The 25,089-nt window shown below is 30.6% G+C and carries 20 protein-coding genes; 12 read left to right on the forward strand and 8 right to left on the reverse strand.

The genetic code is table 11. The features are described from left to right. Positions 1 to 47: 47 nt before the first annotated feature. Together HMPREF3241_RS05105 and HMPREF3241_RS05110 are read left to right on the forward strand one after the other, a co-directional pair. The gene (locus HMPREF3241_RS05105) at positions 48 to 413 is read left to right on the forward strand and encodes a DUF3139 domain-containing protein (protein WP_001831482.1); all 366 of its coding nucleotides are present in this window, start codon (positions 48 to 50) and stop codon (positions 411 to 413) included. A gap of 166 nt (positions 414 to 579) precedes the next feature. Continuing rightward, on the forward strand, positions 580 to 1,860 hold the full coding sequence (locus HMPREF3241_RS05110; RefSeq protein WP_002475316.1) for a dicarboxylate/amino acid:cation symporter: 1,281 nt from the start codon (positions 580 to 582) through the stop codon (positions 1,858 to 1,860). A 221-nt stretch (positions 1,861 to 2,081) separates the two neighbouring features. On the opposite strand, the gene HMPREF3241_RS05115 is transcribed toward HMPREF3241_RS05110, so the two are convergent. From HMPREF3241_RS05115 to HMPREF3241_RS05130, 4 genes are all read right to left on the reverse strand, one after another. Then, positions 2,082 to 2,432 carry a DUF4889 domain-containing protein gene (locus HMPREF3241_RS05115; protein WP_070853501.1) on the reverse strand — a complete coding sequence of 117 codons (351 nt, stop codon included), beginning with the start codon at positions 2,430 to 2,432 and terminating at the stop codon, positions 2,082 to 2,084. Positions 2,433 to 2,622: 190 nt separating this feature from the next. Further along, entirely contained in the window at positions 2,623 to 3,045 is a 423-nt protein-coding gene (locus HMPREF3241_RS05120; RefSeq protein WP_002487036.1) for a pyridoxamine 5'-phosphate oxidase family protein, read from the reverse strand. 72 nt (positions 3,046 to 3,117) lie between these two features. After that, positions 3,118 to 5,223 (reverse strand): AraC family transcriptional regulator Rsp, encoded by a 2,106-nt coding sequence (gene rsp, locus HMPREF3241_RS05125; RefSeq protein ID WP_002487020.1) that lies wholly within the window; start codon positions 5,221 to 5,223, stop codon positions 3,118 to 3,120. Between the two features lie 1,185 nt (positions 5,224 to 6,408). Further along, complete coding sequence (locus HMPREF3241_RS05130; RefSeq protein ID WP_002490607.1) at positions 6,409 to 6,786, reverse strand: YbgA family protein; 378 nt, start codon at positions 6,784 to 6,786, stop codon at positions 6,409 to 6,411. Between the two features lie 153 nt (positions 6,787 to 6,939). Here HMPREF3241_RS05130 and HMPREF3241_RS05135 point away from each other — a divergent pair, with 153 nt between their 5' ends. Beyond that, on the forward strand, positions 6,940 to 8,385 hold the full coding sequence (locus HMPREF3241_RS05135; RefSeq protein ID WP_002490587.1) for a sucrose-specific PTS transporter subunit IIBC: 1,446 nt from the start codon (positions 6,940 to 6,942) through the stop codon (positions 8,383 to 8,385). Positions 8,386 to 8,474: 89 nt separating this feature from the next. On the opposite strand, the gene HMPREF3241_RS05140 is transcribed toward HMPREF3241_RS05135, so the two are convergent. Then, a complete protein-coding gene (locus tag HMPREF3241_RS05140) occupies positions 8,475 to 9,422 on the reverse strand; it encodes a magnesium transporter CorA family protein (RefSeq protein ID WP_002438349.1) in 948 nt (315 codons plus the stop codon). 612 nt (positions 9,423 to 10,034) lie between these two features. Here HMPREF3241_RS05140 and HMPREF3241_RS05145 point away from each other — a divergent pair. The 4 genes from HMPREF3241_RS05145 (at position 10,035) to HMPREF3241_RS05160 (ending at position 12,989) form a co-directional block, all read left to right on the forward strand. Then, positions 10,035 to 11,279, forward strand: a complete 1,245-nt coding sequence (locus tag HMPREF3241_RS05145) for a copper resistance CopC/CopD family protein (RefSeq protein WP_232166287.1) — start codon at positions 10,035 to 10,037, stop codon at positions 11,277 to 11,279. A gap of 11 nt (positions 11,280 to 11,290) precedes the next feature. Then, positions 11,291 to 11,878 (forward strand): YcnI family protein, encoded by a 588-nt coding sequence (locus HMPREF3241_RS05150; RefSeq protein WP_002490650.1) that lies wholly within the window; start codon positions 11,291 to 11,293, stop codon positions 11,876 to 11,878. A 224-nt stretch (positions 11,879 to 12,102) separates the two neighbouring features. Then, positions 12,103 to 12,519 (forward strand): DUF2871 domain-containing protein, encoded by a 417-nt coding sequence (locus HMPREF3241_RS05155; protein ID WP_002457296.1) that lies wholly within the window; start codon positions 12,103 to 12,105, stop codon positions 12,517 to 12,519. A gap of 68 nt (positions 12,520 to 12,587) precedes the next feature. Continuing rightward, the gene (locus tag HMPREF3241_RS05160) at positions 12,588 to 12,989 is read left to right on the forward strand and encodes a GNAT family N-acetyltransferase (RefSeq protein ID WP_002457295.1); all 402 of its coding nucleotides are present in this window, start codon (positions 12,588 to 12,590) and stop codon (positions 12,987 to 12,989) included. Positions 12,990 to 13,052: 63 nt separating this feature from the next. On the opposite strand, the gene HMPREF3241_RS05165 is transcribed toward HMPREF3241_RS05160, so the two are convergent. Beyond that, positions 13,053 to 14,045, reverse strand: coding sequence for an NADPH:quinone oxidoreductase family protein (locus HMPREF3241_RS05165; protein ID WP_002490630.1), 993 nt, complete (start codon positions 14,043 to 14,045; stop codon positions 13,053 to 13,055). 241 nt (positions 14,046 to 14,286) lie between these two features. Between HMPREF3241_RS05165 and HMPREF3241_RS05170 the strand changes: the two genes are divergently transcribed. The 3 genes from HMPREF3241_RS05170 to HMPREF3241_RS05180 all read left to right on the forward strand — a co-directional run bounded on the left by HMPREF3241_RS05170 (position 14,287) and on the right by HMPREF3241_RS05180 (position 18,039). Beyond that, the gene (locus tag HMPREF3241_RS05170) at positions 14,287 to 14,817 is read left to right on the forward strand and encodes a GNAT family N-acetyltransferase (protein ID WP_070853502.1); all 531 of its coding nucleotides are present in this window, start codon (positions 14,287 to 14,289) and stop codon (positions 14,815 to 14,817) included. Positions 14,818 to 15,097: 280 nt separating this feature from the next. Beyond that, positions 15,098 to 17,263, forward strand: a complete 2,166-nt coding sequence (locus HMPREF3241_RS12145; RefSeq protein ID WP_002490667.1) for a bifunctional glycosyltransferase/CDP-glycerol:glycerophosphate glycerophosphotransferase — start codon at positions 15,098 to 15,100, stop codon at positions 17,261 to 17,263. 128 nt (positions 17,264 to 17,391) lie between these two features. Then, the gene (locus tag HMPREF3241_RS05180) at positions 17,392 to 18,039 is read left to right on the forward strand and encodes a hypothetical protein (protein WP_002490609.1); all 648 of its coding nucleotides are present in this window, start codon (positions 17,392 to 17,394) and stop codon (positions 18,037 to 18,039) included. 131 nt (positions 18,040 to 18,170) lie between these two features. Here HMPREF3241_RS05180 and HMPREF3241_RS05185 read toward each other — a convergent pair whose 3' ends face one another. Then, a complete protein-coding gene (locus tag HMPREF3241_RS05185; protein WP_002490628.1) occupies positions 18,171 to 19,850 on the reverse strand; it encodes a CDP-glycerol glycerophosphotransferase family protein in 1,680 nt (559 codons plus the stop codon). A 349-nt stretch (positions 19,851 to 20,199) separates the two neighbouring features. Here HMPREF3241_RS05185 and HMPREF3241_RS05190 point away from each other — a divergent pair, with 349 nt between their 5' ends. Further along, on the forward strand, positions 20,200 to 21,801 hold the full coding sequence (locus HMPREF3241_RS05190) for an L-lactate permease (protein WP_002447219.1): 1,602 nt from the start codon (positions 20,200 to 20,202) through the stop codon (positions 21,799 to 21,801). A gap of 203 nt (positions 21,802 to 22,004) precedes the next feature. On the opposite strand, the gene HMPREF3241_RS05195 is transcribed toward HMPREF3241_RS05190, so the two are convergent. Then, a complete protein-coding gene (locus HMPREF3241_RS05195; protein ID WP_002490661.1) occupies positions 22,005 to 23,150 on the reverse strand; it encodes a glycosyltransferase family 4 protein in 1,146 nt (381 codons plus the stop codon). Positions 23,151 to 23,481: 331 nt separating this feature from the next. On the opposite strand from HMPREF3241_RS05195, the gene mqo reads away from it, so the two are divergent. After that, entirely contained in the window at positions 23,482 to 24,960 is a 1,479-nt protein-coding gene (gene mqo / locus HMPREF3241_RS05200) for a malate dehydrogenase (quinone) (RefSeq protein ID WP_070853503.1), read from the forward strand. Positions 24,961 to 25,089: the final 129 nt, after the last annotated feature.

Here is a 25,089-nt window from a genome sequence, read left to right on the forward strand (position 1 = left end):
AATCGTCTATAATTGTGTTTGATAAGATAAAAGGAGTTTCTATAATAATGAGTAAGAAACAAGTTATTTTTAGGGTAATCATTATTTTGATTATCTCTCTAATATTAGCAATTGCATTTTTCTTCGGACTCAAAGCTTATCAAGGTCATAAAAATCTTGAACTGATTGATAGCTATATGAGCGACCATCATCTTAATGATAAAGTGAAAAAAGACAAAACATCATATAGCACTAAAAAGGGACTATACTATAAAGAAGTCGTTTTCAAAGATGAACCTAACGTGACATATGTGATTCAACCTATCAGTACTTCAAAAGGAATATTCATTGAAGGTTTTGATAGCGAAACGAAGAAAAGTATTAAAAAAGCAAAACATAGTGATTTTGATCAAAAATATAAACCTTCTAAATAAAGGATTAACACACAGTTTTATTTAAACATAGAGCTGTGTGTTTTTTATTGGCGTTTTTAATAGGAAGAAATGCAACATGCATATATTTCTAGTGGGAAAAATTATATAGCTATTTTGATGTTATCTGATATAATTAAGTGATGTCAGATGAAGGGGAGTTTGCATAATGGCTCTATTCAAGAAAAAAATAAGTCTACCAACGCAAGTAATTATTGCTTTGGTACTCGGTGTCATCGCTGGTCTATTACTATATGGACAAGATGATGTTGCAAATTATATTAAGCCATTTGGTGATGTATTCTTAAATTTAATTAAGATGATCATCATTCCGATTGTATTTTGTTCATTAGCCTTATCTATTTCAAATTTAGGGGATTCTAAAAAGGTAGGAAGCTATGGATGGAAAGCAATCCTTTATTTCGAGATTATTACAACTATCGCCATAGGTTTAGGTCTTATCATTGGTAATCTATTCAAACCAGGTTCAGGTTTAGATCCAGATAAATTACCTAAAGGCGATATTACTAAATATCAATCATCTGCACATTCAGCAGAACAAGCGACTACTTATGGTAATCATCTTATAGATACATTAGTTCATATTGTGCCAACGAATTTATTTGAATCTATGGCAAAAGGTGAGTTATTACCGATTATCTTTTTCGCAGTATTTTTTGGATTAGGATTAGCTGCGATAGGAGAAAAAGCAGAACCCGTTAAAGGATTCTTAAATGGTACTTTAGAAGCTGTATTTTGGATGATCAATAAAATCTTAAAATTAGCTCCAATTGGAGTATTTGCATTTATTTGTACGACAGTAATGACTTTTGGTGCTTCAGCATTAATTCCATTATTTAAATTACTAGTTGTTGTAGTATTTGCTATGGTTTTCTTTGTTATCGTAGTGTTAGGAATTGTTGCAAGAATGGTTGGAATAAGTATTTTTTCAATCATGAAGATACTTAAAAGTGAATTGTTACTTGCCTTTTCTACTTCAAGTTCAGAAGCAGTATTGCCGATTATGATGAAGAAAATGGAACGTTTTGGTTCGCCAAAAGATGTTACTTCATTTGTTATCCCTATCGGTTATTCATTTAATTTAGATGGCTCAGCTTTATATCAATCTATAGCTGCTTTATTTGTTGCTCAAATGTATAATATGCATTTATCATTAACTCAACAACTTGTATTAATGGCCACACTTATGATTGCTTCAAAAGGTATGGCTGGAGTGCCGGGCGTATCTATTGTAGTTTTATTAACAACATTAAGTTCTATGAACATACCAGCACAAGGTCTTGCTTTAATTATTGGCGTTGATCGTTTATTAGATATGGTACGTACATGTGTTAATGTTATTGGTAATGCACTCTCAACAGTTGTTATTGCTAAATGGGAAAACGTTTATGATAAAGAGAAAGGTCGAAACTACTTAAATTCAATTTAAAAAATTTATATATCTGACATTTTAGAGCCACTTACAATCTATGATTGATAGTGGCTCTTATGCATTTTAAAAAATGTAAACAAAAGCAAAACAATTTATGATTGATAGTGGCTCTTATGCATTTTTAAAAAATGTAAATTTAAAAAGCACAAAAATGACTTTTTAGTTTAAAATCATCTTTGTGCTAAATTGTTCTAATTTAAATGCAAGTTTTAATACTTCTACATTCCGTGTTTCATATTACCCATATCATGGATTTTTGACATTAAACCATGAGGTACGTCATCGTGATCAACTTTCTTAACTTTAGTAATTTTTCCAGTCTTTTCATCTTTAAAAAGCATGACAAAATCTTCTTTATTAACTGACACATTAGCATCTTTTGGTAATTCTACGTTTTTTTCAATCTTTTCATTTTTCGTATTAATCATTTTATCGATAGTCGTGCTATCTTTCATAATACCGTAGTATGAATCTTTTTTACCACCCACGAACATCATGATTACTAGTACAATACATACAATAACCATAACTGCGATAAGGACTATACCTAATCCTTTTTTATTTTTCATTATTGAAAACTCCTTTATCTATATTAATTCATTTATACATAATTTTAAGTCATTTTGCAATTATATATTGTAGTATAAAGAAAATAAAGTTTATAAAATGGAGCTTGATGATATGATTGACAAAAAATGGACAATAAATAACCGCATCATAATCTAAAATGATTATAATACGGTAAATTTTGATATGACTTTATAATTCAATTGTAGCTGGCGTATCTAGTTCATCATCATTCATTAATTTAATTGAACGCGGTATAACTTTGAGTACACATAATTCTGGATCTTCTTTTGAATTGAAAAATGTTTTGTCTTGAGTTTCCCATAACCAATCAATAACTTTTTGATCTTTGACAACTTCTATAGTGGCATCTATTTCAACAAAGCTATTATTTGTTGTTTCGTTATAGCCTAATAAAATGTGAGCATCAGGATTATTTTCTATTTCTTCGACTTTTAGTGAATTGATATTCGTTTTTGTATATAAGTTTAAGTCATCATTGTAAAAGACCATATATCTGCTATTAGGTTTATTATGATGTGCAGTTGATAGGACACCAATTTTTGAAGAACTTAATACCTTTTCTATTGCTCTTGTCACTTGTTGTTTATTCAAAATTATCATCTCCTTATTATTGTGTATATCCTTATCACACATAATTTAAACGATACAACCTTATGATGATTTTTAAGAAGGTTTAAAACAAATATATTTGACTTCATCGTGTTTTAAGGTGACTTGGAAAGGAAGATGATGGTCATGTTGTATAGCTAATTCTGTTTTTGGTTGATTTGATTTATCAAGTTCATCAAGAATACTACGTTCAATATAAAATTGTTGTTTAGTTTGTGGTAGAAGATTTTGAATTGCGCCATGCTCATGATTTAACGTTTTAATAATAATTAATGAGTTGGTTGATAATGTATTTTTAAATACGTAGCGCTGTTGACTATCAGATAGATAACGATCATTTATTTTATTAAATAATAAAAAGTGATAGTTACCATCTTTGCGACTCATTAAAAAATTGTTGGCTATCTCTAAAGGTTCATTTAAAAATGATTCAATTAATTTATAGAGGTGCATGAGAGGTAGAGGACTACCATAACGATTAAATAAGGCAATAAAAGGGCTCTCATCTTCTATCAGTTGATAACTTACACCACCCCCGTAACGCATTAATGCGACTAAATGACAAACAAGGTCAGATAATTGAAGTGGATAAGTACCATTGTTTGTATATTTAAAACACTTTAAAGATAAATTATTGTAAACAAATTTAGTTGAAGGTATACCAGAATCTAATATAAATTGTTTATAATTTTCAAAGTGTGTGGACGAATGTAAGTACGATTTACGTTTGGTAATTAATGAGTTTTTGGTTTCTAGATTTTCAATGTCTATAAAATAGTAATCGAAATTCAATCGCTTCATCATATCATAAGTTCGATCAATAGAAGAATTTTGGTGTAGTAATCCTTCAACAGTTATACTATAACGAATAGCCTTATTTTTATTTTTAATTTTTAAATGGCATAAATGTATATCGTTCACTGACAAACTCTCAGTATCAAAGACTAACATAAATTTAACCATTTTTTTGTTCATTTTATAATCTTGGTGGCTATTAAGAAATAATAAAATTATTTCTTTGATAGATTCAAATTCATTTGTAGATGTTAATCTCATGGCTAAACCTATATTTTTTTCGAATAATTTTTCAAAGCATCGATTTAATAAATTAAAGTTCACCTCTCGCGTCGAAATATCAGTAATATCATTGATAAAAATTACAGCTTGTGGCATGGAGGTAAGATCAATGTTGTAATATTCATTAAAAACAAATTGAAATAATTCGTTGAAATTTTGAAAACGTATAAACGCTTTAGAGTTTTTAGTCTGATCTTGAGGATAAAATTCATTGATATCTCTTTCAGTTGTTTCAGTAGCCAAATGATCACTAAACTCAAATTGATTAATTAATTCAATATATTGTGAAAAGTCAGTATCACTAAAACTTATCGAAGGTAAGGGGTCTAACTTAGAGTTAAGCGTTCGGTATTGTTTTGGGCTACAACCTAAATAATTTTTAAATTGATTTGTAAAATTGGTATGACTACTAAATCCAGATTGTTCTGAAATAGCGTTAATCGAGTCCTCAGATGAAAGTAGCCTTTTTATAGAGTCAATCACTTTTAAGCTTGTAAAATAATCTTTAAAATTCATATTAAGATATCTTGCAAATAGGTTAGAACAATAAGATTCAGATATATTACAATGTTGAGCTACTTCTCGTAGTGAGAGTGACTGTGATACTTTTGAATGAATAAATGTTAATCCTTCAGTAAACACTGAATGATTAACTGCAATTTGAGGAATATATTTTTTCTTATATCGAATGACTGCTTCTTTTAGAAGCGTCTGTATTATTTTAGAGATGGATTGCTCATCTTGATTTTCTCCTTTTATTAAATGTTGAATAGCTTGTAAAATAATTGTTTTAACAAAACTGCTTGATTGTAATAAATGCCTGTCAAAATAACATTTAAAAAATTTATTGTCTTTACTATAAAAATAAATAACTGGAATAGAAAGTAATACGAGATTCGAAGCACTATTAATAAAATAGATGTCAGATTGATTAATGATAGCTATATGATTACCTAAATCTTTTGTTTCACCATTTATTGTGATTTTTAAGTCATTTGTAAGTGAAAACATTAGAATAATTCTATTAATATTGCGTTCAGGGGGAGAATGATATTCTTTATATATATTTAAAAAACATGTCATTGTATATTACATTAGCTCCTTGAATGAATTGAATAACTAAATTTAAATGTGACCGTGTATATCTATTTCGCTCAATTATTTAGTTGTTTTGATAGAATAATAAATGTAATTATAAGCGATTGATAAAGAAATAGTAATAGTAAAAAATAAAATTTTTCTTGGCTAAATATAGAAAATTGTTAGAAATTATAAGTTTCGCACAATATAAAAGTTGATTTAGGAATATAGGGTCATTATTTTGGAAAATTTAGATAGAGTCAAAAAGAGATTTTTACTACATAATTAATGTTAGATTTCGTTTCCTTTTAAAAATCTAAAAGAGTAATTTAGAGGTTTAGGGGAAGTTCGAATGAATTATAAAACGAAGTCACTGTAATTAAATGTACGCTGCTCATTTCAACGTTAATCGAAAGAACAATAAAAGGGATATCGACCATAACAAGACTCAACATGTTAGATGTGTCATTATTTAGCACTTATTACTAATTGAGTAAAAATGTTTCATGCTTATGTAATCTTTTAAAACTTTTCCAATTACATCAATGAATTTAACAACTAGAAAACACAAGCACCATGATCTGAAAACAACTCCATTAAAATTCTATTTCTTGATTATTAATTTTTTAAATTAAGATGAATAAACATTAGTATATGGGTAGTTTTGATGAAAGTTAAACATTTTATTTCAACATCAAGAATCAACATCGATGCACGTTTTAAATGTACCATAAGTTTATGTTCATTATTGAAGTAGCAACAATTAGAATTTTAAATTAAAATGACTCTCCCCCAAAGTAACATTTAATTTAAATTTTAAGCATTGTCATGGTGTTCGCCGAAAAGTTTTAGATTTTATTAAGTATTCATATCGCTTTTAATTCTTTTCAACAAATAGTTTAAGGACATAGTCTCAAACATACTTATAAACTCCATTGTCTTATAAACTATAAATGTGAGTGATTTGATAAGTAGAATTCTCATATAGATGTCATCATCTATAGGCGTACATTTTCGCAAGATTTTCTGTATAAACGATATGTACAGATTTTAAACTGCCTGCAAAGTTTTAAACCACTGTGCCGGCAGTTTTTTTATGTTCAAACCAAATATGACATATAAATAAAGATGTGTTTTTACGTATTCATCTTGTATGACGTAACATAATTGTTAAATGATTTTGTCACTTCAGTTTGTAATATTGAGTATAGTACTTTGTTGTAAGTACTCGACAGCATATTTATCTGCTAATTTTTTTAAAAAAGACAACAGTTCAAAATAGTCAATTTGATTTTCAATATACAACTCCTTTAATTCTCGACTATGTTGTTTTTCATATTGTGTACATTGTTTTTTGAAGTACCCCCACATATGTTCAAAAGCATTGATGACTGAGCCTTTGGTCGGTGTAATGGTTAAAGCGTGCGCAATATGTTCTTCCACTTCATCCAATGTGGTAGGTGATTTTAGTAACGTTCTTATCGAATGATATGCATTTTGATCATGAAATAACACACGATATTTTTCCTCACGCCACAATTTTTCTATTTTTCCGCGTTCTTTCAACTAAAGACCCTCCATAGTGATATTGATTTAACTGCAGATATTAAAGCTAGTTTAATATTTTTCAAGAAAAATGAATAGGGGTATTGTGTAAATGATTGGAACCGGTTACAATATAAGTAAGTGATTGGAACCGGTTCTAAAAGGAGGATGAATATGAGTTATAAAAAATCTGCTGAAGAAATACTTAAAGCAATTGGCGGTGAAGAAAATTTAGATGCAATGGCACATTGTGCAACTCGATTACGTTTAGTACTAAACGATGAGAGTAAAGTAGATGAAGATACCTTGTCTAATATGGATGTCGTCAAAGGAACATTCTCTACAGGTGGTCAATACCAAATTATTATAGGTTCAGGGACAGTAAATAAAGTATTTAATGAATTAGAAAAAATAACTGGAAAAGAAGCATCTACGACTTCAGAAGTTAAAGATAAATCATCTAAGCATATGAATCCATTCCAAAAATTTGTGAAAATGTTATCTGATATCTTTGTTCCTATTATTCCGGCTATTGTAGCTGGTGGTTTGTTAATGGGATTAAATAATATTTTCACAGCTAAAGATTTGTTCTATGATGGTAAATCTATCATAGATGTGCATAGTCAATTTTCTGGCTTGGCTGATATGATTAATATATTCGCAAATGCACCTTTTACGTTATTACCAATACTTATTGGTTTTAGCGCAGCTAAGCGATTTGGTGGCAATCCTTATTTAGGTGCAGCGCTAGGTATGATACTCGTTCACCCTGGATTGATGAGTGCATATGATTTTCCAAAAGCTTTAGAAGCAGGAAAAGTTATTCCACATTGGGATGTCTTTGGGCTACATATTAATGAAGTTGGTTATCAGGGACAAGTATTACCTATGCTCGTAGCAACATATATTTTAGCTACAATTGAAAAATGGTTACGTAAGGTTATTCCAACTGTGTTAGATAATTTATTGACACCATTATTATCAATTTTTATTACAGCATTTATAACATTTTTATTTGTAGGACCTGTCACTCGTCAATTAGGTTATTGGTTATCTGATGGATTGACTTGGTTATATGAATTTGGTGGAGCTATCGGTGGACTTATATTTGGTTTATTATATGCGCCAATCGTCATTACAGGAATGCACCATAGCTTTATTGCAGTTGAAACGACATTAATTGCTGATGCGACTAAAACAGGTGGCTCATTTATCTTCCCAATCGCAACTATGTCAAATATTGCACAAGGTGGCGCAGCTTTAGCTGCATTCTTTATCATTAAGCAAAATAAAAAATTAAAAGGTGTTGCTTCCGCAGCGGGTATTTCAGCTTTACTAGGAATTACAGAACCAGCAATGTTTGGTGTCAATCTTAAATTGAGATATCCATTTATAGGTGCTGTTGCAGGATCAGGTATAGGTGCTGCTTATATTTCATTCTTCAAAGTAAAAGCGATAGCGCTTGGTACAGCTGGATTACCAGGATTTATATCTATAAATCCTACACACGCTGGTTGGTTGCATTACTTAATAGGAATGATAATTGCATTTCTTGTTTCAGTTGTCGTCACTTTAGTACTTTCTCGTAGAAAAGCAAATAAGACAGCTGTTGAATCATAGTAGGGACTTAAAATTTTGACACAATTTTAAATATATAATAATACCCTTAGTTAGATTGAGTGCCAATCTATAACTAAGGGTATTTGTTGTTATAACTTTTGTTTTTTCCATAAAAAGATACTAACGATAGCTACTAGAATAAGTGAAATTCCTACAACAATAATCCAAGACACGTAACTATGATCATCAATTGGTAAGGGTACATTCATACCAAAGAAACTAAAGACGAGTGTAGGAAGGGTCAAAAGAACCGTAAACAACGTTAATGTTTTCATGATGTTATTCATATCATTTGATAATAATGAAGCATACGAAGAAGTGATACTCTCAAGTATTCGTTGATGTAATTCAGTTGTTTCAATAGCTTGGTTGTTTTCTATCACCAAGTCTTCAAGTAGCTCTTCATCCTCTTCAAAACGTTTGATTGCAGGAAGGCGAAAGAGTTTTTTAATAATTGTGTCGTTACCTTTTAGTGCAGCTAAGAAGTATACTAAACTTTTTTCTACTTCCATTAGTTTAAAAAGCTGTTTGTTTGTAATGTTATTTTTGAGTTCTCTTTCAATACGAATCCTAGATTTATTCAGCAATCTTAAATTTCTATTGTAGTGATTAGCTATTGTTGTTAGTATTTCAAGTGCAAATCGACTGTGAAATTTTAAGTTAATATCTTCTTGTTTAGCAAAGTTTTCTAAAAATTCATTTTCAGCATCGCAAACAGTCATAACGATACCATTTCCAATAATAATACCTAATGGGATGGTCACAAAGGACAAGACACGTCGATTGGTAGAATTGACGATAGGTAAGTCAATAATAATTAGCGAGTATCCTGTATCTTCGTCATATTCAATACGTGCACTCTCTTCAGAGTCTAACGGATCTCGAATAAAATCCTCAGGTATATTGTAAAATTCCATCAAACCTTCAATCTCTTCTCTATCTGGTTCTACTACATTTATCCATGAAGCGCTATGATTGATTTCAGTTTCAATAATTTGTGAAGGATGATGAAGTGCGTGCTTATAAGCTGTAATCATAATTAATAGTTCCTTTCAAAGTCCACTAGAATAAGGATGATACTAAAGTTAGTTAAATAAATTTTAAACTTTTAAATTTGTGGCATCAAACTTCTTAAACTTCGGACATAATTTTTAAATATCATACTCTCTTGGCCTAAATATGATATATAAAGTTGAATCACATTCCTATTGTATAGTTAGTTATAAGAAAAGCAGATGAATTTTGCTATATTATCAATCTAGCTACTAATAACTTTAGATTGTACATTAATCATTAAATATATAATTTATCTTTAAGGCATATGCAGATTGCTTAAGATTTAATAGTATGGTTAATTATAATAAACTTTATACAACTTATTCAATCTTCGAATTTTTGTTGATCACTTAGTAAGGTGATTCTAAAATGAGTAAACTTTATTTTATATTACAAATTGCCATTTTGCTACATTCTTAATTGATTTATTAACTTTATGATTTATCTATACTTGTATTTAGTTTACTAGTTAAAATTTCTATTTTTATATTTGTGTCTAATTCGAAAAAATTAGAATAGTTATTGTTAAAACAAGTGATTATGTCTAATATGAAAAACGGAGCAAAATTTTTGTATGAAAGGAGGAGGGTTCGGTGTTAAAAATAATGTCTAAATTTAGTGCTACGTTAGTTATTATGTTTTTAATAACTTTATCGCCTATTTTTCAATATCAAGTTTCTGCACATGCGACTTTAGAAAAATCAACACCACAACAGCAAGGGATTATTAAACACAAACCAGAAGTAATCAAGTTAGAGTTTAATGAACCTGTGAATACCAAATACTCAAGTGTGACCTTATTTGATGATAAAGGTAAAAAGATTAAAGACCTTAAACCAATCACAACTGGATGGTCACAGACAGTCGTATTTTCATCTGATCAAATTGTTAAAGGAACGAATAAAGTTGAGTGGCATGCAATATCTGCAGACGGACATGAAGTTGGTGATACGTATGAATTTTCAGTAGGAAAAGTGACGGCTAAAGATGTAGATACATCTTCTCCTTTTTATGAACAGTCTAAATTTTGGTTTGGATTATTAAGATATGTTACAGAAGGTGCAACCTTTCTACTTATTGGCTTGTTTTGGTTAAATGGTATTGCTAAGAAACGAGGATTAAGACAATTTAATGTGTTACCAAAGCAATCAGAAATTGCATGGATTATGGCTATGTCAGTACTCGTGAGTCTCGTTGTTTACATGATGACACTCACATCTGATATATTAGAAGATATTTTATCATTTAAATTAGAAGTGATAATGCAATTTCCATATATATTAAGCTCTATTTCACTAATCATTTTGTTTATACTTTTCGTATTAAAGGATATGGAAAAAATATGGTACTGGCTCATTTCAATAATTATGATTGCTGTGATAAGTATGTCTGGACACGTGTGGTCACAACAAGTGCCATTATGGTCAATCATCATAAGAACAATTCATCTTATAGGGCTAACGTTATGGTTAGGTTCACTCGTATATCTCATTTGTTATGCTATTAAAGTGAAAACTGATCAGTTGACGAATGTAAGACGCATGCTTTTAAAAGTTAATATCATTGCTGTGATTATGCTCGTTTTTACAGGGATTTTAATGGCTATTGATGAAACGAATATTTTAACACTTTGGAATAACATCAAAGCGTGGTCCATATATCTTATTATAAAAATTGTGGGAACAATGACAATGATGCTACTAGGTTTGTATCAGACGATGCGAGCTTTGAAACAGCGCCAACAGGTCAATCGTTATGCGCTTATATTTGAGTTGTTAATCGGTATTATTTTAATTTTTGCAGGTATTATGATGAGTCAAATGAATATACCTAGTTAAGGAGGAAAACGATGTTACGCAAGTTACTACCACTGACTTTAATAGTGTTTTTTGGTTTAGGATTTTTTAAGTTTGCAGATGCACATGTCACACTGAATCCAAACGAAAGCGAACCTGAGTCGTATGATAAGTACGATGTACGCGTACCAGTTGAGCAAAATGATCATACAGTGAAAGTAGAATTAGATGTGCCGAAGGGATTAAACGTTGAGAGTGTTAAACCTGTCCAAGGTTTTGAACATCATTTTTCGAAAGATAAAAAGGGAAATATTACCAAAGTTACTTGGACAGCTACTGGTAAAGGTATTGGTCCACACGAATTTATTGAGTTCCCTATTGTAGTGGCAAATCCTAAAGAAGAAGGAAAGTTCAAATGGAATGCTATTCAAACTTATGATAATGGAGATGTAGTTAGATGGACTGGTAAAGAAGATAGCGAACACCCAGCACCAACTACAACTGTAAAAAAAGGAGCAAATCCAAATGACACGCATTCTGACCCAAGTCAAGGTGATTCTATCGCTTTATGGATAGTTGCTATCGTGGCAATTGTGATTTCGTTGATTGCACTTTTTAAACAAGCGCGTTCTAAAAAGTAATCATTAACGGGTTAGAAATATATATATACATTTTTCTAATTTAAAGCAATCCACTTAGATCTATATTTTAAAAATTGCATTCATCATTTATTAAGATTGATTAGGATGTGAGTTATTTAATTCAAATATCTTTCTCACTTGATTGCGTTTATTCTATGGTCGCTATTTTGTCACTTTAACTAACACAAATATGTTTTATAATATAATCTTAAGGAGGATTCTTTATGCGTAGATTATTATACTCTTTTTTATTTTATATGATCATAGGCTTATTAAGTGGCTTTTACTACAGAGAATTAACTAAAGCGCATGACTTTGTGGGTGACACGCAATTGTCTTTAGTGCATACACATACACTTATCTTAGGCATGTTTATGTTTTTACTCTTATTACCACTTGAAAAAGTATTTAAATTAAGTAGTTACTACTTATTTAATTGGTTCTTTTTCGTGTATCATTTAGGTGTGTTAATCACGATTTCAATGATGACAGTTAAAGGTACATTCCAAGTTATTGGTAAAAAATTTTCACCTGAAATGTTTGCGGGATTTGCAGGCATAGGTCATACAGGTATGCTTGCTGGTTTACTGTTACTGTTTTTCTTATTAAGACAGGCTATTCTTACAGAACCTAAAAAATAAAGTCGAAATACTAAAAAATGTTTGGTAGAGTGGATTTAGATTTTAAATAACCAGATAGGTGATAGGTAATGACTAAGATTCACTTTGAAGCACCCAGTCCCGAGGATTACTGTAATTTAAGAGCTAATGCTGGAATGAGTAGTAAATCGATTGAAGCGGCAATAAAGGGGCTTCCTCATGCATGTTTTAATGTGACCCTTTATGAGAATGATATGTTGATTGGTATGGGGCGAGTGATTGGAGACGGTGGCACAGTTTTCCAAATCGTCGATATTGCTGTGAAAGATACATATCAAGGGTTGGGTCATGGAATGACAATTATGCATGAAATAATGAAGTATATTGAGAGTGTTGCTGAAGAAGGTACATATGTGAGCTTGATAGCAGATTATCCGGCAGATCAATTATACGAGAAGTTTGGATTTAAAAGTACTGAGCCCTATTCAAAAGGTATGTATATCAAATATTAAATATTAAAGAAAAAACGTCATAAAATGCATTTGCTTTTGCATCTTGTGACGTTTTTTAGTTATTTAAACATTGAAATCAATGACAATACGTCCAGTATTATGATGATTGATGACTTGATCGATAGCTTTTGGGATTTCATCGAATGAAATAACATGTTTGATGTCATGTAATTGTTGTGGTTTTAAGTCTTTTGCAAGTCTTCTCCAAACACGTTTTCTTAGTTTAATTGGAGTAAATACTGAATCAATACCAATTATACTTGCTCCTCTTAAAATGAAAGGAAAGACGGTTGTTTCAAAATTGTTACCACCAGTCATGCCAATTAATGCAACACTTCCATTGTTATCCAATCGTTTGACGATGTACGGTAAGTTTTCACCACCAACTGGATCAATAGCTGCTTGCCATGTTCTCTTTTCTAATGGTTTACTATTATCTTCTGGTAAACGGCCAATTACCTCTTTAGCACCAAGCTTTTTAAGTTTTTCTTCAGCATCATCTCTGCCTGTACTTGCAATAACATCATACCCTAAGTTATTTAACATGAGTAATGAAATCGTACCGACGCCTCCAGTGGCACCTCGTACAAGCACTTCTTTACCTTCAATAGACATACCTGATTTTTCAAGTTGTTCTATAGCTAAACCTGCTGTATAGCCAGCAGTACCATAAATCATAGCTTCTTCCAATGTTAAATCTTCAGGTAATTCAATCACCCATTCTGATTTAACACGTGCATATTCACTGAACCCTCCATAATGACTTACACCTAAATCATAACTTGTTACGATGACTTTATCTCCAACTTCAAAGCCTGGAGCATTTGTTTCTTCAATGGTACCTGCTAAATCTATACCGGGCACCATCGGATATTGTTTTACTATTTTGTTATGGTCCTGAGTGGCTAGTGCGTCTTTATAATTTATGCCAGAATAATGTACTTTTATTAAAACGTCACCCTCAGGTAAGTCATCTTTAGTAAGTTCTTTATAACTATTTGAAACAATACCGTTATCATCTTGATCAACTACAAAAGCTTTGAATTTTTCTACCATATTTCTACACTCCTCTAATGATGAATTGAATCAATATTAAATTTTAAAGATATTCTTTCATGGTTCCCTTGATATTACCCTGTTTTTATTTTTAATATAAGGAAACTTCTTTTCTAACAAACTTTACATCTTTCATTGTATAATTTAATTTGAAAATTTAAAACTTATTAATAGCAAAAATGTCAATGTACACATCTAATTCACAAAATTAACTTTTTTAAGGTTTTAGAGGGGGATTTAAATGGGGGAAAGGATAAGAAGTGTTCAAATAACTGAGGTAGAGCAACTACAACTAATTGCTAAAAGAACATTTTTTACAACGTTTAGAGAATCTTATAGTGATGAGGACTTCAAGCAATTTTTTAGTGATGCATATGATATAGATGTGTTGAGAAAAGAATTGGAACAAAGTAATTCTTTTCATTATTTTTATGAAGTTGATCAAAATATAGTAGGTTTCTTGAAATTGAACATTAATGATGCTCAGACTGAAAATAAAGGACATGCATATTTGGAAATACAACGCATTTACTTTGATGAAGCATTTCAAGGGAGTGGAAGAGGACAATTATTTATCAATCTAGCTATTGATCAAGCTATTAAATTTGGGAAATCGAAAATATGGCTTGGTGTTTGGGAGCATAATCCTAAAGCGCTTAGCTTTTATAAAAATAGGGGATTTAGAGTTACAGGGTCGCATCAGTTTTATACCGGAAGTGTAGTAGATAATGATTTGATTATGGAATTGGATGTTCCTACAAACTATAAATAAAGTTTATAGTTCAATCACAAAATATAAATGAGCTAGGGTTATGTTTAATATTGTTCGCATTTAGCATTAATATTAGATATAATTGTAGCGTTGAATTTTAGTACAATATCTATGTAATTGTATTCAAAGTGAAGTCATCGAAATTAAAAATGCAATCAATATATACAGATTAGGTTTATATTTTTAATAGGTAATGATAGTTATTATAGTGACATTTAAACATACAACCAAAATTTTATAAGATGTTGTCGATTTAATATAGAGAGAAAGGACGTATAGTATGAATAAACTGACAATTATTGTCACGTATTATAATGCGGAGGAATATATCACAGGTTGCTTAGAGAGTATTAAGCAACAACGTACACAAGATTTTAATTTGATTATTGTGAATGATGGGTCGACAGACCAAAGTAAAAAATTAATGGATGAAGCTATTAAAGACTATGATAAAAACATTCGATTTATCGATTTAGATGAAAATAGTGGTCATGCACATGCGCGTAATATTGCATTAGAAGAAGTGGAAACACCTTACTTTATGTTTTTAGATGCAGATGATGAATTAGCTTCTTATGCAATCACGTTTTACTTAGAAAAGTTTAATGATACTGATGGTTTAATTGCTCCAATACATTCTTTTACTACACAACGTCCGCAATTTGTTGATTTAGATCGAGTAAGGGTTGAATATTTTAATGCCGAAGGGAATATTAATTCATTTTTAAGAAAACAGTCAGCTTGTAATATTATTTTTAGAACAGCTATTGTCAAGGCGCATCATATTCGATTTAATGAAAATTTAAATACATATGTGGATTGGTCATTTGTTCTTGAGTATATGAAGTATGTAAATAAGTTTGTTCGTATTTTTAACTTCCCATTTTATTTCCGTGGGGAAGTCTATGATCCATTTGAAACACTTACTTTAAGTGAACAAAATTTTGATATTTTATTTAAAGATTACGTCAACAGCTTTTATGATGCCATTAAACGAGCAACAAACCCAAAAGTTCGAGAATTTATTGTCACTAAAATGGGAAATAAAATCGCTAATGAATTTGAACCAACTCGATATGATATTAATGAACGCTATCAAACACATAAGGATACGCTTGTTGAATTATCGAAATTTTTACATGTTCATTTAGTTAAAAATCAAAAACTAATAAATAAAATTGAAACAATTTTGTTAATGAATAATGAAACTGATAAAGCTTTTAAAGTTAATCAATTTAGAAAAACGTTGCGACATGTTAAAAATATTGTTTTAAGAAGAAAAAATAAAGAACGTTCATTGTATGACTTAACAGATAAAGAAGATAATGTTAAACCGAAAACGATTGTCTTTGAATCGTTCGGTGGTAAGAATTACAGTGATAGTCCAAAGTATATTTATGAATATATGCAAAAGTATTATCCTAATTATCGCTATATATGGTCATTTAAGAATCCCGATAAAAATGTGGTACCAGGTAGTGCTGAAAAGGTTAAGCGTAATTCAGCAGAGTATTATCAAGCTTACTCAGAAGCAAGTCATTGGGTATCAAATGCCCGCACACCACTTTATTTAAATAAAAAAGAAAATCAAACGTACATTCAAACTTGGCACGGTACACCATTAAAACGGTTAGCGAATGATATGAAAGTGGTTCGTATGCCGGGCACTACGACTCCAAAGTATAAGCGTAATTTTAATCGTGAAACATCACGTTGGGATTATTTAATTTCGCCAAACAGATATTCAACTGAAATATTTAGAAGTGCTTTTTGGATGGATGAAGAGAGAATATTAGAGATAGGTTATCCTAGAAATGATGTATTAGTGAATAGAGCCAATGATCAAGAGTATCTAAATGAAATTAGAACTCACTTAAATTTACCTAGTGATAAAAAGGTTATTATGTATGCTCCGACCTGGAGAGACGATGAATTTGTGAGCAAAGGAAAATATTTGTTTGAATTAAAAATTGATTTAGACAACCTTTATAAAGAACTCGGTGATGATTATGTAATTTTATTACGCATGCATTATCTCATTTCTAACGCACTTGATTTATCCGGTTATGAAAATTTTGCAATTGATGTTTCAAACTATAATGACGTCTCTGAATTATTCTTAATAAGTGATTGTTTAATTACAGACTATTCATCAGTAATGTTTGATTATGGTATTTTAAAACGCCCTCAATTTTTCTTTGCATATGATATAGACAAATATGATAAAGGATTACGAGGATTCTATATGAATTATATGAAAGATTTACCAGGACCAATTTATACAGAACCATATGGCCTAGCTAAAGAACTAAAAAATTTAGATAAAGTGCAACAGCAATACCAAGAAAAAATAGATGCATTTTATGATAGATTTTGCTCTGTAGATAATGGTAAGGCGTCTCAATATATTGGAGATTTAATTCATAAGGATATCAAGGAACAATGATAAATTTCATACTTAATTAATAATTATAGGGTATAATATTAATGAGCAATTAATATTATGCCCTTTTTAATATTTTAATTGAAATTCAATTCAACATGATAAAGAGACAAAGTAGGAGGCGGTTTCAAATGAAAAAAGTATTAGCAAGTGCAACGATTTTATCATTAATGTTAGTAGGCTGTTCCAATGGAGGAAATGATGAATCAAGTCATAAAGATGATAGTTCCAAAACAGAACAAAAGGATAAATCATCATCTCAACATGACTCAAAAAAAGATTCGAAACGTAATGATACGATTAATAAGCAAGACAATCAGGAAAATAACAATAATAAAGAACGAACAAGTAATCAAAATCCAAATGTAGGAGAGCAACGAACAAGCGAAAGACCAACAACAAATTCAAACGGAAATTTATCGGATAATCAAAATAAACAACAGCAATCAGTACAAGATAATCAGAATAAATATGTAGCACCATACCAAAGTGAAAATGCGACACGTGTTGCTCGATATCTTTCTCCATTTGAGGGCGACCGCAGTCAAGCTTTGCAGCAATTACCAAATTTTGAAACTGCACTTTCCATTGCCAAAAATGAAGCTAATATGTATGGAAGCGAAAATAAATCATATAATGATTATTCAATAGAACAAACAGAAGATGGATTTAGATATGTGTTTAGCTTTAAAGATCCATCAAAAAGTAATACTTACTCAATTGTAACGCTTAATCGACAAGGTCAACCTACTGTTGTAGATCCTAACTTCCAACCTTAGTTGTAAGTAAAGTGAATTTCAACACGAATGAGTCATACTAAGATAACTATAAAAAGCGAGCAAAATCATTTCTGTATTCCATAATGAGTTTGCTCGCTTCTATATTGAAAATCATCAATAAGATGAATCACTTATTTCAATTGATTAGAAATAAGTTTACTAATATATTCAAATGACTGATTATTTTTATTTGTATATTTATTGTTTAATTGTGGAATGCTATCAGTAATTAAATCATTCATTAATAGTTCAGCATCGGTATACCAAACAGGTTTTAAGGTGTCTATTACGTCTTGATAGACACCACGTTCTTCGACATATTGAGAGTGATTGGGTGTATATAAGCAACCTTTTTTATCTACGGTTAAAGCATCAAAAATAATTGATGAGTAGTCTGTCAAAACAACATCTGAAATAATAATTAAGTCTTGTGTTTCAATATTATTAGGCGGAATAATTACACCTTCAGGAACCAAGTCATTCTGACTCTCGACGTGTCCTTTATAGATAACATTATAATGTTTTAATAACTGTTCATTAATAGGAAATACATCATCATCAGATGAATTTGTTTTCCATGTTGGAGCATATAATAATACTCGCTTAGTAGGATCTATATTTATCTCGCTAAATATACGTTTATGTAAACCTACATCATTGATACGATTTAATAAATAATTATTTCTAGGATATCCTACAGGTAATATATCAATTTTTTGACTAGGAAACGCTGATTCAAAGTATGTTTTTGATTCTTCTGAATCTACAACTAAATAATCTTGTTGTGTCCATTTATTATATTTTCGAGCTCGGTAGTTATATATATTTAAATTTTGATGTGGCTCTTTACTATCTAAAAATAGTTTTTTAATAGGTGTCCCATGCCATAATTGAATGATTTTACCATTAGGGTGAATATCGTCAGGAATATAGCTTTCCGTGATGACAAAAGTAGCTGTTTCAATTAAATTCTTCACATTTTCATCGTTAGTTGAAATAAAATGTGGTCCTGTTCTCTCATCTGTTATAAAGTAAGACTCTATCATAGGATTATGTTTAACAAAGTAATTAAATAAATACTTAGAGTTTCCTCGATACCCAAAATCAAATCCTAGAAAAACGACGTGGTTCTTATGTTTTGATGAATCCTTTTTATAAATATAGCTAATCTCTTTGTGTTTTCTAACTGAATAATTCTTAATAGGAGTTACTAACCATCTTGGAGCTTTAAATTTAGTACTAAGTAGTACTGAATCATAATATCTAATACTATCGTGATCGTTAAATGGTACACGCGTAAATGGGATTCTTTGTTTATGTGCATAAGCGATGGTGTTTAAAAAGAATTTATCTCTATAAGTTAAATCATTACGATCAAATGAGCGCCAAAATCCCTTGCTCGTTTTTAATGGTTCTTTAAAGTCTAATACGACATGACCTTCAACTGCGATATGCCCTTTTAGAATTGTTAATAATGCTAAATCAAAGATATTTTCAACTTCAAATTTATCAATAAGTTCTAATGTTGAATTAATTTCATAAATAACATTTGGATATAAATTAATATTTTTAACCCAGTCCTCAAAATCAACAAAGTCTAACCCGAAGTATTTACAATCGTTTAAATAATAATTGTTAATTGTATAGTCAACTAAAAATGAAGTCTTAGGTAAAGTGATGGCTTTAATCATGGACTGATGAATTTGAATTTCATTCGAATAGGGAATGACATGCGTATAGCCGTCGCTAAGTGCACGTTCCATTTGCTCTTTTAATTTGTCCATATTTGAAATATTTATTTGCTTTATCATAAATCTTCCTTCAATCTCTTAACGATATTTGTTAGTTTTTATTTTATCATGGCCCATAATATAATTCATGTAAACATAACATAAAAATAAATATATATGTTTTTAACCTGTGAAATTAAAGCGCTTAACTACTATAAATATTAAGGTTTATTAATTTTTAATACCCCTTTACATTCATGTCACACCATTGTAAATTATTTAAGAAAATGTTATATTTTTCTTGTGAAAATGGTCACGATATGCTTGTGGGGATCGTACTGATTTAATAGGTATTTATCACATATTAATAAGGGGACAGTATGCGTCTACCTAGTCTTCATGACTAAAGATTTAATGAGGAGAGTTCAATATGTTAGTAGAATCTTTTAATCCATTTGGTAATTTACTATTATCATCTTTAATTGCGGCAATCCCTATCATTTTATTTTTACTGTGCCTTACAGTATTTAAAATGAAAGGAATTTATGCTGCTATCACAACCCTTGTGGTTACATTATTAATTGCAATTCCTTTCTTCAAATTACCAGTAGGAATTGCCTCTGGCGCGGTTGTTGAAGGTTTCTTCCAAGGTATCTTCCCAATCGGATATATTGTTATTATGGCAGTATTATTATATAAGATTACTTTGAAATCGGGGCAATTCGCAACTATTCAAGACAGTATTACAAGTATTTCACAAGACCAAAGAATTCAGCTTCTTTTAATTGGTTTTTCATTTAATGCATTCTTAGAAGGCGCTGCAGGATTTGGTGTTCCAATTGCAATTTGTGCACTTTTATTAGCGCAACTTGGCTTTAGACCACTACAAGCAGCTATGTTATGTTTAGTAGCTAACGCTGCATCTGGTGCATTCGGTGCAATTGGTATTCCGGTTGGTGTTGTAGATACACTTAACTTACCTGGTCATGTAGAAGCGATGGGAGTTTCACAAACATCAACATTAACTTTAGCAATTATTAACTTCTTTATTCCTTTCTTGCTTATCTTTATCGTAGATGGTTTCAAAGGAATTAAAGAAACTTTACCTTCAATTCTTGTTGTTTCTGTCACTTATACAGTTTTACAAGGATTACTTACAGTGTTTAATGGTCCAGAATTAGCTGATATCATTCCATCACTTGCTTCTATGTTAGCATTAGCTTTATTCTCTAAGAAATTCCAACCTAAGAATATCTTTAGAGTTCAAAAAGATGTTAAACCAGAAGCACCGAAAAAACTTAAAGGTAAAGAAGTCTTATTTGCTTGGAGTCCATTCATTATCTTAACTGTCATTGTTATGATTTGGAGTGCACCTTCATTTAAAGCATTATTTGCACCAAAAGGTAAATTATCTGCTTTAGTTGCAAACTTTGACTTACCTGGTACATTCAGTAATATTTCACACAAACCAATTACTTTATCATTAAACTTAATTGGTCAAACAGGTACAGCAATCTTAATTACAATTATTATTACTGTTTTAATGGCTAAAAAAGTTAACTTTGGTGATGCTGGTCGTTTATTTGTTGAAGCATTTAAAGAATTATGGTTACCAATCATAACAATTTGTTTCATCTTAGCAATTTCAAAAATCACAACATATGGTGGTTTAAGTAATGCTATGGGACAAGGTATCTCAAAAGCAGGAAGCATATTCCCAATATTATCACCAATCCTTGGTTGGATCGGCGTATTTATGACTGGTTCAGTTGTTAATAACAACTCTTTATTCGCGCCAATTCAAGCTTCTGTAGCACAACAAATTGGTACAAGTGGTTCACTACTTGTAGCTTCAAATACAGCAGGTGGAGTTGCGGCGAAACTTATTTCTCCACAATCAATTGCCATTGCAACAGCAGCTGTTAAAGAAGTAGGTAAAGAATCTGAATTACTTAAAATGACATTACGTTATAGTATTGGATTACTTGTATTTGTCTGTATCTGGACATTTATCTTGTCATTCATTCTGTAAATCAAAATTTATTGAAATGTATTTTTCATATACAAAGCCCGAAATGAAGCTATAAAGCCATTCATTTCGGGCTTTCAATATCTTACTTTTGGATGTCGAATTTTAGGTAATCTTTTAAAATGATGCAATTGTTATATAAATTCTCATTTGAAAAATAGGAGTGAGACAGTTCGTTTTAAATGAACTAAGTCTCACTCCTATTTTTATTTAAACATAGACATAAATAATTGATATATATGATCCGGACTAAATTGTTTCAACGTATCTTTACTATTTTCAACGATGTGATCTAACTCATTATAATGTTGTGTTGTTAAATCGATACGTTTTGCAAGTTCAGACACATTTTCATAGTTTACTAAATAACCATTATCTCCGTTATTAATGATTGAATCTGGCCCTACATTGCCTTCAAAACTTATTACTATATTATCTTGCACCATTGCCTCTAAAATAATCATTCCGAAACCTTCATTGCGTGAAGGTACAACAACGATTTTACTTTGTGCAAGTTTATTATTTAATTCTTGCGTTGGCTCATATATTTTAATCAAATCATTTAAATGATATTGATTAATAAAGTCAACAAGTAATGTTTTCTTACTACCAGAACCATAGATGTGAACGTCATAATTCAATTGACGCAAGTCTTCTTGTATTAAACGAATACTCTCTAATAATAAATCATACCCTTTTTCATATTCTAAACGTCCGGCGCTAATAATACGATTTTTCTTTGGAGCAGCAATTCTTTTTTCAGTAACCATATTAGGTATAACATATACAGGAGTTTTAAGTTGTGATTGATATTTTTGCTGATCTGCGACTGTTAACGTTGTAATCTTATTGATATTACGGTACGCAGCAATAATTTCCTTTTGATACTGATCAGGGTGAGCATCAAAATTCATATGTTCCATTGCGATGGTCACTATTTCAGCTTTAGCATATTTAGAAATGAGAATATTAAAGCTAGCTCTTGTTCCAACGAGTACATCAGTTTTAGTATGCCTAATTGCTTTAATCATTTTTTTCTCTACATAACTCGAAAACTGACTTTTACCTGGCTCAAATTGAGAAATCACTTTTGTATTTAAAAAGGGGGTATATTTTTTGATACGATTTGCCGTAATAGACCTAATATTTTTAATCTTTAAGCGATAATCCACTAAGACTTTAACTTTTATTGCAGAATGTAATTCAAAATATGGAGAGTCTGTGCCTCTAAAAACTGAAATAATTGTTACAGGATGTCCTTTTTCTGCAAGTGTATTTGCAAGTTGTGTCACCGACTTTACCGTTCCGCCCATTGCATAAATATTATGCATAAAAAATGTGAACGACTTCATTGCGTTAAACACCTCATTGTTTTCTATGATATTTAAGTTATTATAACATTAGTTCGTGTATATGGGTTAACATGTAAACAATTGTAATTTGAATTGTGTAATGAAGCTATTCTCATAATGTTGACTTTTATTCTTTTGTGTAACACAATTTATATATATAATTAAATTAGTTTAATTAATGGTTATGATAGGGAAGAAATGAGCACTTCCTTAAAAGACGCTTAGATTTTTTTGCAATATAGAGAAAGCGCTTTAATGTTATTAAAGACATCGACATCTATGAGTGTCAATCGTTCCATTTATTTAATAAAAAAGGGGGACTGTGTTTGTTATGAATACTCAACATAGCAAAACAGATGTCATCTTAATAGGTGGCGGAATTATGAGCGCAACATTAGGAACTTTACTAAAAGAATTAACACCAGAAAAAGATATCCAATTATTCGAAAGATTGAGTCAACCTGGAGAAGAAAGTTCAAATGTTTGGAATAATGCGGGAACAGGTCATTCAGCACTGTGTGAATTGAACTATACGAAAGAAGGTCAAGATGGTTCAGTAGATATTACTAAGGCAATTCACATCAACGAGCAATTTCAATTATCTAAACAATTTTGGGCATATTTAATACGTGAAGGTCATATTGAAAGTCCGGATAAATTTATTCAATCAGTGCCACATATGAGCTTTGTCAAAGGGGAAGAAAATGTTAAATTTTTAAAAAGTCGAGTGGCGAGTTTGCAGAAAAATGTATTATTTGAAAAAATGAAAATATCTCAAGATCCAGAAAAAATTAATTCATGGGTTCCTTTAATGATGGAAGGACGCAAATCAGATGAAGCAATTGCCATCACGTATGACGAGACAGGTACAGATGTTAACTTTGGTGCTTTGACTAAAAAGTTAATAGCTAATTTACAACAAAAAAATGTTGGCATTAATTATAAACATGAAGTTTTAGATATAAAAAAATTAAATAATGGTAACTGGCAAGTTGTGGTTAAAGATTTAAATACATCAAATGTAATGAATTATGAATCTAAGTTCGTCTTTATCGGAGCTGGTGGTGCAAGTTTACCTTTATTACAAAAAGCAAAGATTAAGGAATCTAAACACATTGGTGGTTTCCCGGTAAGTGGCTTATTCTTACGATGTAAAAATCCAGATGTCATACATAGACATCATGCAAAAGTCTACGGTAAAGCCGAGGTAGGTGCACCTCCAATGTCAGTTCCACATTTAGATACACGATTTGTTAACGGTGAAAAATCATTACTATTTGGACCTTTTGCAGGGTTTTCGCCGAAATTCTTGAAAAATGGTTCATATTTAGATCTAGTTAAATCTGTAAAACCTAATAATATGATTACAATGTTAAGTGCTGGCGTAAAAGAATTTAATTTGACGAAGTATCTAGTTTCTCAATTAATGCTTTCAAATGAAGAACGGATCAATGATTTGCGTGTATTCTTACCAGAAGCGAAAGATGAAGATTGGGAAGTAATTACTGCAGGTCAACGTGTTCAAGTAATTAAAGATACAGATAAGTCTAAAGGTCAATTACAATTTGGTACGGAAGTGATAACATCAGAAGATGGTTCACTTGCAGCACTATTAGGTGCTTCACCTGGTGCTTCGACTGCTGTTGATATCATGTTTGATGTCTTGCAACGTTGTTACAAATCAGAGTTTAAGTCATGGGAACCAAAAATTAAAGAAATGGTCCCATCATTTGGTTTAAAATTGTCAGATCATGAAGATATGTATCATTCAATAAATGAAGAAGTAAAAAAATACTTGAATGTAAAGTAATATTTTAAAAAATCACCATTAAATGATTAAAAATAAGTTATCATTTAATGGTGATTTTATATATGGCGTATAGTTTAATTAATGAAATGTTTTAAATACATCATATTTTGTTATGAATCCAATTGATAG

It is taken from the genome of Staphylococcus sp. HMSC34G04, assembly GCF_001838765.1.
In the GTDB taxonomy this organism is placed as follows: Bacteria; Bacillota; Bacilli; order Staphylococcales; family Staphylococcaceae; genus Staphylococcus; species Staphylococcus epidermidis.

Excerpts from the sequence above, each read along its gene's own strand:
- HMPREF3241_RS05105 (WP_001831482.1), top strand. The coding sequence starts at position 48 with ATGAGTAAGAAACAAGTTATTTTTAGGGTAATCATTATTTTGATTATC.
- HMPREF3241_RS05110 (WP_002475316.1), top strand. The coding sequence starts at position 580 with ATGGCTCTATTCAAGAAAAAAATAAGTCTACCAACGCAAGTAATTATT.
- HMPREF3241_RS05115 (WP_070853501.1), bottom strand. The coding sequence starts at position 2,432 with ATGAAAAATAAAAAAGGATTAGGTATAGTCCTTATCGCAGTTATGGTT.
- rsp (WP_002487020.1), bottom strand. The coding sequence starts at position 5,223 with ATGACATGTTTTTTAAATATATATAAAGAATATCATTCTCCCCCTGAA.
- HMPREF3241_RS05135 (WP_002490587.1), top strand. The coding sequence starts at position 6,940 with ATGAGTTATAAAAAATCTGCTGAAGAAATACTTAAAGCAATTGGCGGT.
- HMPREF3241_RS05140 (WP_002438349.1), bottom strand. The coding sequence starts at position 9,422 with ATGATTACAGCTTATAAGCACGCACTTCATCATCCTTCACAAATTATT.
- HMPREF3241_RS05150 (WP_002490650.1), top strand. The coding sequence starts at position 11,291 with ATGTTACGCAAGTTACTACCACTGACTTTAATAGTGTTTTTTGGTTTA.
- HMPREF3241_RS05155 (WP_002457296.1), top strand. The coding sequence starts at position 12,103 with ATGCGTAGATTATTATACTCTTTTTTATTTTATATGATCATAGGCTTA.
- HMPREF3241_RS05160 (WP_002457295.1), top strand. The coding sequence starts at position 12,588 with ATGACTAAGATTCACTTTGAAGCACCCAGTCCCGAGGATTACTGTAAT.
- HMPREF3241_RS05165 (WP_002490630.1), bottom strand. The coding sequence starts at position 14,045 with ATGGTAGAAAAATTCAAAGCTTTTGTAGTTGATCAAGATGATAACGGT.
- HMPREF3241_RS05170 (WP_070853502.1), top strand. The coding sequence starts at position 14,287 with ATGGGGGAAAGGATAAGAAGTGTTCAAATAACTGAGGTAGAGCAACTA.
- HMPREF3241_RS12145 (WP_002490667.1), top strand. The coding sequence starts at position 15,098 with ATGAATAAACTGACAATTATTGTCACGTATTATAATGCGGAGGAATAT.
- HMPREF3241_RS05180 (WP_002490609.1), top strand. The coding sequence starts at position 17,392 with ATGAAAAAAGTATTAGCAAGTGCAACGATTTTATCATTAATGTTAGTA.
- HMPREF3241_RS05185 (WP_002490628.1), bottom strand. The coding sequence starts at position 19,850 with ATGATAAAGCAAATAAATATTTCAAATATGGACAAATTAAAAGAGCAA.
- HMPREF3241_RS05190 (WP_002447219.1), top strand. The coding sequence starts at position 20,200 with ATGTTAGTAGAATCTTTTAATCCATTTGGTAATTTACTATTATCATCT.
- HMPREF3241_RS05195 (WP_002490661.1), bottom strand. The coding sequence starts at position 23,150 with ATGAAGTCGTTCACATTTTTTATGCATAATATTTATGCAATGGGCGGA.
- mqo (WP_070853503.1), top strand. The coding sequence starts at position 23,482 with ATGAATACTCAACATAGCAAAACAGATGTCATCTTAATAGGTGGCGGA.